General features: G+C 46.3%; 13 protein-coding genes. 5 read left to right on the top strand and 8 right to left on the bottom strand.

Annotation, left to right across the window (positions count from 1 at the left end; all coding sequences use genetic code 11):
- Window positions 1–130 precede the first annotated feature (130 nt).
- Window positions 131–2,104, top strand: a complete 1,974-nt coding sequence (gene dnaG / locus DB398_RS10270) for a DNA primase (protein ID WP_108424398.1) — start codon at window positions 131–133, stop codon at window positions 2,102–2,104.
- 67 nt (window positions 2,105–2,171) lie between these two features.
- Here the strand turns inward: dnaG and DB398_RS10265 are convergent, their stop codons facing one another.
- Entirely contained in the window at window positions 2,172–2,801 is a 630-nt protein-coding gene (locus DB398_RS10265) for a response regulator (RefSeq protein ID WP_108424297.1), read from the bottom strand.
- A gap of 161 nt (window positions 2,802–2,962) precedes the next feature.
- Complete coding sequence (gene nadE, locus DB398_RS10260) at window positions 2,963–3,751, bottom strand: NAD(+) synthase (protein ID WP_108424396.1); 789 nt, start codon at window positions 3,749–3,751, stop codon at window positions 2,963–2,965.
- Window positions 3,752–3,817: 66 nt separating this feature from the next.
- Here nadE and gldB point away from each other — a divergent pair, with 66 nt between their 5' ends.
- Window positions 3,818–4,807, top strand: a complete 990-nt coding sequence (gene gldB, locus DB398_RS10255; protein ID WP_199913382.1) for a gliding motility lipoprotein GldB — start codon at window positions 3,818–3,820, stop codon at window positions 4,805–4,807.
- Window positions 4,808–5,143 (top strand): gliding motility protein GldC, encoded by a 336-nt coding sequence (gene gldC / locus DB398_RS10250; RefSeq protein WP_108424296.1) that lies wholly within the window; start codon window positions 4,808–4,810, stop codon window positions 5,141–5,143.
- Window positions 5,144–5,159: 16 nt separating this feature from the next.
- Here gldC and DB398_RS10245 read toward each other — a convergent pair whose 3' ends face one another.
- The 6 genes from DB398_RS10245 to DB398_RS10220 form a co-directional block, all read right to left on the bottom strand.
- Window positions 5,160–5,924 carry a hypothetical protein gene (locus tag DB398_RS10245; RefSeq protein WP_108424295.1) on the bottom strand — a complete coding sequence of 255 codons (765 nt, stop codon included), beginning with the start codon at window positions 5,922–5,924 and terminating at the stop codon, window positions 5,160–5,162.
- A 36-nt stretch (window positions 5,925–5,960) separates the two neighbouring features.
- Complete coding sequence (locus DB398_RS10240; RefSeq protein WP_108424294.1) at window positions 5,961–6,620, bottom strand: SH3 domain-containing protein; 660 nt, start codon at window positions 6,618–6,620, stop codon at window positions 5,961–5,963.
- Between the two features lie 149 nt (window positions 6,621–6,769).
- Window positions 6,770–7,498, bottom strand: coding sequence for a pirin family protein (locus DB398_RS10235; RefSeq protein WP_108424293.1), 729 nt, complete (start codon window positions 7,496–7,498; stop codon window positions 6,770–6,772).
- A gap of 89 nt (window positions 7,499–7,587) precedes the next feature.
- On the bottom strand, window positions 7,588–8,454 hold the full coding sequence (locus tag DB398_RS10230; protein WP_108424292.1) for an AraC family transcriptional regulator: 867 nt from the start codon (window positions 8,452–8,454) through the stop codon (window positions 7,588–7,590).
- A gap of 61 nt (window positions 8,455–8,515) precedes the next feature.
- Window positions 8,516–9,127 carry a ribosome biogenesis GTP-binding protein YihA/YsxC gene (yihA, locus tag DB398_RS10225; protein WP_108424291.1) on the bottom strand — a complete coding sequence of 204 codons (612 nt, stop codon included), beginning with the start codon at window positions 9,125–9,127 and terminating at the stop codon, window positions 8,516–8,518.
- Window positions 9,128–9,233: 106 nt separating this feature from the next.
- Window positions 9,234–9,998, bottom strand: a complete 765-nt coding sequence (locus DB398_RS10220; protein ID WP_108424290.1) for an alpha/beta fold hydrolase — start codon at window positions 9,996–9,998, stop codon at window positions 9,234–9,236.
- Between the two features lie 266 nt (window positions 9,999–10,264).
- On the opposite strand from DB398_RS10220, the gene mraZ reads away from it, so the two are divergent.
- The gene (gene mraZ, locus DB398_RS10215; RefSeq protein WP_108424289.1) at window positions 10,265–10,720 is read left to right on the top strand and encodes a division/cell wall cluster transcriptional repressor MraZ; all 456 of its coding nucleotides are present in this window, start codon (window positions 10,265–10,267) and stop codon (window positions 10,718–10,720) included.
- Complete coding sequence (gene rsmH, locus DB398_RS10210) at window positions 10,713–11,615, top strand: 16S rRNA (cytosine(1402)-N(4))-methyltransferase RsmH (protein ID WP_108424288.1); 903 nt, start codon at window positions 10,713–10,715, stop codon at window positions 11,613–11,615. The genes mraZ and rsmH overlap by 8 nt, the downstream gene beginning before the upstream one ends.
- Window positions 11,616–11,618 lie beyond the last annotated feature (3 nt).

Genomic DNA, 11,618 nt, shown 5'->3' with positions numbered 1-11,618 from the left:
TTTTTAATATCCCAAGTGGATAACAAGTATTGGACTTCTAAGATAAGAAATCTAGAAGGGGAATGTTGGTACCAGATTCACCAAATCTTTGTTTTTATTTACCTTTAACAGCCATTTCAACGCATTGCCCTTGATTTCAAAAACCACCATAGACCAAGTATATGAGACCGCCCGATTGGAAGAGGTGATCGGGGATTTTGTGCAGTTGAAGAAATCGGGTTCCAATTTTAAGGGACTCAGTCCTTTTACGGACGAGCGCACCCCAAGTTTCATGGTGTCCCCTGTCAAGCAGATTTGGAAGGATTTCAGTAGCGGGAAAGGGGGAAATGTGGTGGCCTTTTTGATGGAACACGAACATTTCACCTATCCTGAAGCCATCAAATATTTGGCGAAAAAGTATAACATCGACATAGAGGAGACCGAGCAGACCAGTGAGGAAAAGGAGCAGGCCAACGAGCGGGAAAGCATGTACCTGGTCTCCGAACATGCACAAAAATACTTTGCACAGACCCTCTGGGAGACGGGACCGGGTAAGGCCATTGGGCTTACGTATTTCAAAGAGCGCGGTTTTACCGATGGGACCATCAAAAAGTTCGGGCTTGGATATAGCTTGGACGAGTGGGAAGCCTACACGCAAAACGCTTTGGAACAAGGCTACCAATTGGAGTTTTTGGAAAAGACGGGGCTCACCATTGTGAAGGAACAAACAGGCGGGGAGGTCAAACGGTTCGATCGTTTCAAGGGAAGGGTCATGTTCCCTATCCATTCCATGAGCGGAAGGGTGTTGGGTTTTGGCGGAAGGATCCTGGGCAATGACAAAAAAGCGGCCAAGTACCTTAATTCGCCCGAAAGTGATATCTACCATAAGAGCAAGGTGCTTTATGGCATCTACTATGCCAAGCAGGCCATTGCCAAAGAGGACAACTGCTATTTGGTGGAGGGTTACACGGACGTCATCCAAATGTACCAGAAGGGCGTCGAAAACGTGGTCTCTTCCAGTGGTACGGCCCTTAGCCCGGAACAGATACGGTTGATCAACAGGCTCACCAAGAACATCACAGTGCTTTTTGATGGGGATGCGGCCGGATTGCGTGCCTCGCTCCGTGGGATTGACCTGATCTTGGAGCAGGGCATGAACGTAAAGGTGTGCACCTTCCCCGAAGGCGAGGATCCCGATAGTTTTGCCAAGAACAATACGTATGAGGACCTGGTGCTCTATTTGGAGGAAAATGCGAAGGATTTTATTCAGTTCAAGACATCTTTGCTGGCCAAGGAGGCGGCCAATGACCCCATCAAGCGAGCGGATACGGTAAGGGATATCGTGAACAGTATCAGCAAGATACCCGATCGCATACAAAAGGAGATCTACATTCAGGAATGTGCCAAGATCATGCAGATTTCGGAGGAAGTGCTGTACAACACTTTGGCACAGATCGATAAAAAGGGTATGGCGGATGCCTCCAAGAAGATCAAGGAGGAACAGAAAGCCTTTGAGGTCGTTAAAAGCGACCCTGTGGTGGAGAAGGTGGATGTGCAATATGAGCTGGAGCGCAAGATCATTGAGGTGCTGTTGCTGTACGGAAACCAAAAACAAGAGTTTGAGGACCTCGTGCTCAAGGAAAATGAGTCAGGGGAATTGGTCTTGGAGCCTGAAATTGTGGAAGCCAAGGTGTATGAAAAGGTATTTTTGGACCTTCAGGAGGATGAAATCGAACTCACCAATGGACAGTTTAAGAACATCTATTATAAATTGATAGAAAGTCTGAACGAGAACGAGGAATTCTCATTGAACACTTTTTTGGCCGAACTGGACCAAGATGTGGTGCCGGAGGTGTCGTCCATTTTAATGGAGGAAGAGCAATATGTCCTGCACGATTGGGAACGCCGTGAAATCTACCCGAAGGAGAAAAAGTTGGGCGTGGCCCAGTTGGTAGGGGAAACCATTCTTACCCTGAGGTGCAATCTGATCAAGAACCGCATCCAGAAACTACAGGAAAAGACGCAGGAGAGCAACGGGGACCATACCGAAATTTTGGAAGAAATAGTCAACTACTTGCAGTTGAATAAGTTGTTGAATGCTAAACTGAACCGGGTCCTATCGTGATGGGATAAAAAAATCCCGGAAAGTGAAACTGTCCGGGACCTACTTTAGTTGGTTTGGTTGGGTATTTTTAATAGAGTTCCAGGGCCTTGGCCTGTTGCAACAGATCTACCAAGTTGTCCACATTCAATTTTTTCATCAAACGGGCCTTGTAGGTACTTACTGTTTTTTCGTTCAAATTGAGTCCTTCGGCGACTTCCTTGTTCCTTTTTCCACTGGCCAGAAGTTTCAGTACCTCAACTTCCCTTGAGGACAGTTTTCTGAAGAACCTTCTTGGTTTTTGGGTGCCTTCATCAAAGGCCAGACGTTGTGCCAGTTCATTGGTGATGAACATGTTGCCGTCACTCACTTTTCGTACTGCAGAGATGATGTAATCCAAATCGGCAGTTTTGGACAGGTAGCCATAGGCTCCAGCACGGATGGTGCTCAAGGCATACACATCTTCCGACTGGCCGCTGTACATCAAGGTTTTGATGTCAGGGAATTCCAGTTTCATCTTCCTGAGGGTGGCAATCCCATTGATTTCAGGGATGTCCATTTCCAAAACGACCACGTCCGGGGTCATTTTGGCCAATGTTTCAAAAAGTTCTGTTGTAGTGGAGACGTCTGCAATGATTTCAATATCTGAGCTAGATTCAAGCACCTGTCGAATACCAAGCCTTACTACAGGATGGTTGTCAGCGATCAATACCTTTATCATTCGGTTTTGAGTTTAATTTATCGTTTAGTTAGTGTCTGATTACCTGCACGGTATAGCGGGCAAGATAACAATTTGACGACGTAAAATTGTATTTTTTTTCTTAAAACCATAGTTTTTCTATGGTTTTTTTCGTCTTAAACTGGGATTTTTGGGTCAAATGGTCATTTGAGGCCCACTGGAACCTCACAAATAGGGATAGGAACCATCTTATGTTTGTTTGCAGTATTGTACCTTTTGTAGATGGTGAATACTTCCTTCTCCCTGTCAGAGAAATCTTCAATCGTTTTTCCGGCCTCATCCATTTTCATTGCCCATTCCAATTCTGGGTAAGATGCCCCTATTTGGTCTTCATCCGTTCTACTGTCGCCCCAAAGGCCATCAGTAGGTGCTGCTTCCATAATATCCTGGTTGACGCCCAACACCCTCCCGAGTTCATACACTTCAGTCTTTACCAAGTCCGCAATGGGGCTAAGGTCCACACCGCCATCCCCGTATTTGGTGTAGAAACCGACGCCAAAGTCTTCCACTTTGTTTCCAGTGCCTGCCACGAGGTAGCCTTGGAGTGCGGCAAAATAATAGAGTGTGGTCATCCGTAATCGGGCCCTGGTATTGGCAAGGGACATAAACCGTTCCTCTTCGTTCTGCACTTTGGGAAAAGCGGCCACAAGACTGTCGAACACAGGGGTGAGGTCCACAGGCTGTCGGGACACATTGGGGAAATTTTCCATCAGCCAATCAATGTGGCGGTCGGCACGGGTAACCTGGCTTTCAGCTTGATGTATCGGCATCTCCAAACACAAGAGGTCCAGCCCGGTCTTGGCACAGAGTGTCGAAGTGACGGCGGAATCGATTCCTCCCGATACCCCGATTACAAAACCTTTGCATTTGGCATTGGTGGCATATGCTTTCAACCAATCCACAATATGGGCTATTACCTTTTCTGTTTGCATATCTTACTTTTTGTTTTCAATAAATTACCTTTGTTCCCTGTAAATTTAAACCCTGCGTCCATAAAAATGAAGAGGTTGTTCAAATACTTTGCGAAACAGGCACCTTTGTGTTTGGTTTTGGGGATTTTTCTTTTCTTTTTCTCCTGTAAAAAAGAGGACAAGGCGGAACAGGAGATTGCCAAGGTCCCTGTTGAACTCCAGATTTCCCGATTTGACCGCGAGTTTGCCCAAGCGACCCAGGAGGGCATTCCCCAATTGAAGAAGAAATATCCTTACTTTTTTCCTGAACAATTTCCCGATAGTATTTGGGTGGCAAAATTGTCCGATACCCTTCAGATTGAACTTTCCGAAGAGGTGGAAAAGACCTTTGGGGATTTTGAGGAGGAAGCCGGGGAGTTGGAGTCCCTTTTTCAGCACATCAAATATTATTTCCCGGAGTTTGAAGTGCCCAAAGTGGTCACGCTCACTTCGGATGTGCGGTATGAGGACCGGGTTATCCTTACCGATACCCTTCTGCTGATCGGGCTGGACAATTATTTGGGGCCGGACCACTATTTCTATGGGGGCATACAGCGATACATATCGGCCGGACTGGACAAGCAATTTCTGGTTTCCGATGTGGCCAGTGCATTTTCCAAGAGGGTGCTTGCCTATCCTAGAAACCGGACTTTCCTTTCGAGAATGGTGCATTATGGCAAGGAGTTATATATAAAGGACAGGTTGCTTCCCCATAGTACGGATGCCCAAAAAATAGGTTATACCCAAGAAGAAATGGACTGGGCGATAACGAATGAGGAAGAAATGTGGAAGTATTTTGTGGAGCGTGACCTGCTCTACAGTACGGATTCCCAATTGGACCGAAAGTTTTTGGACCCCGCACCGTTTTCCAAGTTTGGACTGGAACTGGACAATGAATCGCCGGGAAGGCTGGGCAGATATATGGGTTGGCAGATCGTTAGGGCCTTTGTGGAAAAAAATGAGGTGGGATTCCGACAGCTTTTGGACATGCCGGCGGATGAGATCTTGAAAAAATCAAACTATAAACCAAGAAAGTAGATGGCGGTAGTACATACTTCAGAAATAAAACTGACAGTGGGACTTGATGAGAACAGAGTTCCTGAAGAATTGAAATGGTCTGCCCAAGATGGTGGTGTGCAAGAGGAAGATGCAAAGGCCATGATGTTGTCCGTTTGGGACAGCAAGAACAAGGAATCCCTCAAAATAGACCTTTGGACCAAGGATATGCCAGTGGACGAGATGAAGATTTTCTTCCATCAGACCTTGATGACCATGACCGATACCTTCATGAAAGCCACGCAGGACGATAAAATGACGGCCACCATGAGGGATTTCTGCGACTATTTTGCAGAAAAACTGGAGCTGAAAAAGTAGTTCCGGCCCAAGTCGGTCATTTGATGATCTCCACATAACCCCGTTCCGAGAGCGGTTCGGTTTTAATATGTCGGTGTCGGTGTTCCGAAGAAATTCCCGTCCGTTTATCCAAGTTGTATTGGCTGCTCTGTGACTGGGATAGCACCTGAACCTTATAAAAGGTATCGGTTTCGATGATGGTGACGCCTTCATTCCTAGCATTCAGGGATTCCCTATGTTTTCTGTACGATGTGGTCCCACCCAATACAAATTCAATGGTCTTCATGTCCACTTTGGACGGTTCATGGAAAGGGAAGTGCTTAAAAGCATTTATTTGGGCCTCCGTGTTTATGATGGGGCTATAGCTAAAGGTTTTCGAGACCACATCAACAGTGGCACCATAATAAAAGGCAGTGTTCTTGGCTGCAAAATGAATGGGAAGGTCAAACAGGACAATCACCGAACTGTCATTGGCGAACACTCGGGCGTCATAACTTTCCGGTATTTTTTCACCGCTATTCTCTAGGATGAGTGTCCTGGCCATTTGTACAATGCGTTGCTTTCCAAGATTGCCGATTTCTTTGACAGTAGGGTCCATATTGCTCATTTTGGGATGGGTGGACGAGCATTGGGTGTTTGTCATTATGGAAATGAAGATGGCAAAGCGGTAAAGTATATTTCGGGCAGACAGGCTCATCGCTTCTATTTCTGATGTCCAAAGAAAAGCAAATGGGAACAAAGCCAGGCCGTTGAATTGACCAATGCCCAGTTTCAATTGATGGATGAAGGTTTTGATCAACAAAAAAAACCGATCGAAGCTTCTATGAAAATGTGTGACCTAATCACCAGCGACAAAACTGGATATTACCCAGCCTTTTTTGGATTTGGTCAATTCCATCCTATACCCAATAGGTGAGACAAGATACTTTCCATGTACGTAGCCGGTCAACTTCCCATCTGTACTGCTGATGTTGTACCACTGATTTTGATTCTCCGAATTATCTTGAGGACTTTGATTCAATTTGACAATTCGGTAGCTGAGTTGGCCCAATACTTTGGAGTTTTCGGTGCTTGGTGCACTCCTGACGTTCACATGGGTGCCGAAGACCAAATAATGTTCATATGCATCGAACTCACTGGGCCAATCGCTGAATGTATAGGGAATGCTGTAACTTCCGGAGCCATCCTCATATTTGGCCCCACCGATCAAAAGAATATTTTCCAGTTCGTCCCAGAATGTGGTGTGCTGTTTTTCAAAATCCCAGTACTCCTTAAATTCCTCTATCCCACCATTGCCCCCGAAACTGCTCAAAATGTTGGGATCCATATGGTTCAGGATAAAATCCTTGTCCTTCTTGCCAGCGGCCAGGGTGAGTTCGGTCAAAAACTTGGATAATGTAGGGTCAGAAATCTCTATTGCTGGAGGGTAAAGTTCGTCTTGGGCCACAAGATGTAGCGAAAACAAACAAAACAAAGTGAAAAGAATGTTTCGTATCATGATTGAAAGATTTGGGAATACTAAAATACATATAAATTGTCATGATTTTTGAAATAGGTCACCAGCAAGTTTAGCGTGTAGGCACCAAGAAAAAATAGACACAATGGCCCCGATCGGGGCCATTGTGTCTATGATCGTTTCAAAAAAAATCAACGTCCAATGCTGCCAAGGCCCATCGGCACTTCCATGAGCAACACCCTACTGTCCGTGTTGGATTTCAGGTCGAAGGAATCCGTTTCCCATAGTCCAAAACCATCACGCTTTTCAAGTTGCTGTCCATTGATGTCCACTGTTCCTTCCAGTACAAACACATAGACCCCATTTCCTTCTTTCTTGATGGTATAGGTATCCATGGCACCGGATTCAAACTTGCCCAAATGGAACCAGGCATCTTGATGCACCCACACACCTTCATCGTCAGGGTTTGGGGAGAGTACTTGGTAAAAAGCATTCTTTTTCTCAATGTCCCTTATGGAAATCTGGTCATAACGGGGTTCCACGTTCCTTTTGTTGGGGAACACCCATATCTGTAGGAACTTCACCTGCTTGTCATCGTTCTTGTTGTATTCGCTGTGAAAGATGCCCGTGCCGGCACTCATCACCTGTACGTCCCCTTCTTTGATGGTGGTCACATTGCCCATGCTGTCCTTGTGTTCGAGGTCCCCTTCCAAAGGAATGGAGATGATCTCCATGTTGTCATGGGGGTGGGAGCCAAACCCCTTGCCCGGTGCCACTTGGTCATCATTTAGTACACGGAGTACCCCAAAATGCATCCGCTCTGGATTTTGATAGGCTGCGAAACTGAATGTATGGTGACTGTTGAGCCAGCCATGGTCGGCATGCCCTCTGGTGTCTGCTTTGTGCAATACGGTCTTCATATGTCTTATTTTTTGTTCCCTACAAAGGTCGGGCAAGCAAGAGGTTTTGGGGATATGAAAACACGGGAGGGACTTATGAAAATCCGATATCAGGCCAATTCTTTGAACTTGCTCGGGGAAATGCCCGTACACGATTTGAAGAATGCACTGAAATTGGCCGGCTCCGAAAAACCAAGCTCAAAAGCGATCTCTTTTTGGGACAGGGCCGAAAAATACAGCAATCGTTTGGCGGCTATGGTGATCCTGCTTTGGATGTGCTCCTTGGCGGTCTTTCCGGTGAGGGATTTCACCACACGGTTCAGGTGGTCGGGAGTAATATGCAGTGCATCGGCATAGGCAGAGGCATGGTGCCACACCTTGAACTTTTCGTTCACCAGTTGTTTGAAGTTACGCACCAGAACGGCACCGACTTCCATGGTCTGGGAATCCAGTTGGGTCAAAGAACACAGGTTGTGGCAAGCGATCAAAAGCAATTTGAGCAGGGCGCCGATAGCCTCAAACTTATAGGTGTCGTGGGACCGGTAATAAAATTCCATTTCCGAGGCGAAGGACAGGATTCGGTCCATTTCCGGCTCGCTGACCATCAGGGGCGGGGTGTTGCCAAAATCATTGAACAGGTTGATGTCGTCAATGAAATCCACCAAAATATGGTTCATGGCGAGGAACTGTGCGGAGAAAACAATGGAATAGCCAAACGAGCTCGTTTCTTCCTTGAGTTGATGGACCTGTCCGGGACTGATGAAAAAAACTTGGTTTCCTACAACGGGGTGCGTCCTGAAATCGACCAAATGGACGCCCTTTCCTTTTTTGACGACAAGAATGGTGTAATAGTCATGTCGGTGGGGCTCATCGGCCAGGCCGTTCCTTTTTTTATGGATATCCTCCATCTTGGAAATGCCAAAACTGAGCGAACCATCAGCCTTGTTCACATTATGGTAAGTCTTCACTACATCCATGGTCCCTAAATTGGATGGAAAATACGCATTAAAAAAATAAATCCTTTGGATTTATCCGAGATCAGTTATTGGAGAAAAATTGTTGGTTGATCCCATCTATGAACTCCAAAAGTTCATCCTTGCCCATCCGGTTACTGGATGAGGTGGTGAAATGTGGGGGAGCCTCCTCCCATGCACCTTCTTTTAATTTCTGTAGATAGGCTTCCGCTTGTTTTTCAATGGTGCCGGGTTTGAGTTTGTCCGCTTTGGTGAAGATAATGGCAAACGGCACCTGATTGGTCCCCAGCCATTCCATAAATTCAAGGTCAATGGGTTGTGGGTCGTGCCGGATGTCCACAAGCACAAAACCGCAGACCAATTGCTTTCGTTTTTGAAAATATTCGGTGATGTATTTCTGAAACGTGTTTTTGTCCTTTTTGGATACCCTGGCATAGCCATATCCCGGCAAATCCACCAAAAACCAATTGTTGTTGATCTTGAAATGGTTGATGAGCTGGGTTTTTCCTGGTCTTCCAGAGGTCTTGGCCAATCCCTTTCTGTCCACGAGCATATTGATGAGGGACGATTTTCCCACATTGGATCGCCCAATGAAGGCATACTCCGGCAGCGGTTCATTGGGGCATTTGGCCACATTGGAATTGCTCATTATGAATTCGGCGGAAGAAATCTTCATGCGTGTCGGAATAATATATGGTAAACAAGATACAAGAATTACGACAAGGGACCTATTTGCTCATTTCGGTCTTGTCACTTGGTTCTTTTATCTTATGTCTTTGATGTTAAAAATTGCGCTTTTTCAACCAAGCGTCCAAAATGCGATTAAAGTCCTCTGGGTGCTCCATCATGGGGGCATGGCCGCATTTCTCGATCCAGTATAGGTCGGAATCCGGCAAAAGTTCGTGGAACTCCTTGGCCACATTGGGAGGGGTCACCGTATCGTTCTCGCCCCAAATGATGCATGTGGGGGTATTCATGTGTGGCAGGTCCTTGGACATGTTGTGTCGAATGGCGCTTTTGGCGATGGCAAGGGTCTTTACCAACTTCATCCTATCGTTCACCGTGGCAAACACTTCGTCCACAATTTCCTTGGTGGCCACTTCGGGATCGTAAAAGACATCCTGCGCCTTTTTCTTGATGAACTCATAATCGCCACGCTTGGGATAGCCGTCGCCCATGGCACTTTCGTAGAGTCCGGAGCTTCCGGTGATCACCAATGCCTTCACCATTTCGGGGAACATTTTGGTGTGCAAAAGACCAATGTGTCCGCCAAGGGAATTGCCCAGAAGAATGACCTCGTTCAATCCTTTGGCCTCTATGAAGCCTTCCAGGAACTTGGCAAAGTTCTTTACGGTCGTCTTCAGGATGGGCATATCGTAAATGGGGAGCTCGGGAATCAAGACCTTGTAGCCCTTGGAGGGGAAATAGTCAGATACGCCTTGGAAATTGCTCAGTCCGCCCATCAGCCCATGCAGGATGATCATAGGGGTTCCCTCGCCCTTTTCTATATATCTGTATTTGCCATCCTCAATTAAATGCTCTTCCATTAATAGTCAGTTGGTAGTAAGAGGCGCAAATATAGGCATTTCATGTTACAAAGAATCCAGGTTTTTGGCACATAGGGAACAAGTTTTTTTGGTTTCCCCAAGATTGCGGAAGAGAAAGGGCCTCTTGGTGGGGAATATTTTCCAGGTCCAAAAGTTTGTTTTTGGTCTAAAAGTGGTGAATTTATTAACAAAAGTGGTGTTAAGTGGAGAAATGTGGAAATAAAATCTATATATTTGAGTTGTATTAAGTAACCAATTGATTTCTAGTGACCCATATCATAGGACAACATGATTGCAAAGCGGATTCAAAAGGAAGGGTATTGCTGCCTATTTCCTTGAAGAATCAGCTGTTGCCTGTCCTGAACGAAGGGTTTGTCATCAAGAGGTCGGTGTTCCAGCAATGTCTGGAGCTCTATCCCAAGCAGGAGTTTGATGCATTGATGCAGAAGGTGATGAAAAAGAGCAAGATCAACCGCAAGTATGATGCCTTTGTGAGAAATTTTGTGGCCGGGATGAAGGAAGTCGCCATCGATGGGGATTCTGGAAGGCTGCAGATACCCAAGAACCTTGTGGATTTCGCAGGGATCGATAAAGAAGTGGTGCTCAATGCGGTCTTTGACAAAATTGAGATCTGGGACAAGGACAAGTATGAAAAAGTCTTGGCCGAAGGGGAGAAGGATTATGCGGATTTGGCCGAAGAGATCTTTGATGACGATGAGTAATGCATATCACAATCCGGTGCTGTTGCAAGAGTCGGTGGACGGATTGGACATAAAGAAAGATGGGGTGTATGTGGATGTCACCTTTGGTGGTGGAGGGCACTCCGGTGAAATATTGAAACGATTGGGCGAGGGCGGAAAGCTGTTCGCATTTGATCAAGATGAGGATGCCCTGCAAAATGCATTGCACGATGATAGGTTCCAGTTGATCAACCAGAATTTTCGCTACCTCAAGCAATATCTAAAGTTCTATGGTATTCGGAAAGTCGATGGAATCTTGGCGGATTTCGGGGTTTCCTCCCACCAGTTCGATGAAGCGGCCCGTGGATTCTCCACTAGGTTCAATGCGGATCTCGATATGCGAATGAACAGGGGCAGTGCCCTTTCGGCCTATGAGGTGATCAACGCTTACCCCCAAGAAGATCTGGCCTCGGTGCTGTTCCAATATGGAGAACTGCGAAATGCAAATGCCATGGCCAAGACCATTGTAGAGGCGAGGGGTGTCAATCCGATCAAAACCACGGAAGAATTGAAACAGACCTTGGGCAAGTTTTTGCCCAAGATGAAGGAGAACAAGATCTTGGCCCAGATCTATCAGGCCATTCGGATAGAGGTCAATCAAGAAATAGAGGTGCTGAAGGAGTTTTTGCTCCAAGTGCCGGAGGTTCTGGAAAAAGGTGGGCGATTGAGCATGATAAGCTACCACTCCCTGGAAGACCGTTTGGTAAAGCGTTTCATACGCGACGGGCGGTTCGAGGGTGAACCCGAAAAGGATTTTTATGGGAACATTGATGTTCCCTTGAAAAAAGTGGGAGGCCTCATAGTGCCATCCGCAGAAGAAGTGGCCCGAAACAATAGGGCAAGAAGTGCAAAACTCCGCATTGCGGAACGCATATAGAAA

It is taken from the genome of Flagellimonas amoyensis, assembly GCF_003058265.1.
In the GTDB taxonomy this organism is placed as follows: Bacteria; Bacteroidota; Bacteroidia; order Flavobacteriales; family Flavobacteriaceae; genus Flagellimonas; species Flagellimonas amoyensis.
The sequence above is the reverse complement of the archived record's forward strand: the minus strand, read 5'-3'. Positions and strand labels throughout refer to the sequence as shown.

Bases quoted from the DNA above. Each gene is read 5' to 3' on its own strand.
- DB398_RS10265 (WP_108424297.1), bottom strand. From the start codon at position 2,801: ATGATAAAGGTATTGATCGCTGACAACCATCCTGTAGTAAGGCTTGGT.
- rsmH (WP_108424288.1), top strand. From the start codon at position 10,713: ATGAGTAATGCATATCACAATCCGGTGCTGTTGCAAGAGTCGGTGGAC.
- nadE (WP_108424396.1), bottom strand. From the start codon at position 3,751: ATGCAAACAGAAAAGGTAATAGCCCATATTGTGGATTGGTTGAAAGCA.
- gldB (WP_199913382.1), top strand. From the start codon at position 3,818: ATGAAGAGGTTGTTCAAATACTTTGCGAAACAGGCACCTTTGTGTTTG.
- yihA (WP_108424291.1), bottom strand. From the start codon at position 9,127: ATGAAGATTTCTTCCGCCGAATTCATAATGAGCAATTCCAATGTGGCC.
- DB398_RS10240 (WP_108424294.1), bottom strand. From the start codon at position 6,620: ATGATACGAAACATTCTTTTCACTTTGTTTTGTTTGTTTTCGCTACAT.
- DB398_RS10220 (WP_108424290.1), bottom strand. From the start codon at position 9,998: ATGGAAGAGCATTTAATTGAGGATGGCAAATACAGATATATAGAAAAG.
- gldC (WP_108424296.1), top strand. From the start codon at position 4,808: ATGGCGGTAGTACATACTTCAGAAATAAAACTGACAGTGGGACTTGAT.
- DB398_RS10235 (WP_108424293.1), bottom strand. From the start codon at position 7,498: ATGAAGACCGTATTGCACAAAGCAGACACCAGAGGGCATGCCGACCAT.
- DB398_RS10230 (WP_108424292.1), bottom strand. From the start codon at position 8,454: ATGGATGTAGTGAAGACTTACCATAATGTGAACAAGGCTGATGGTTCG.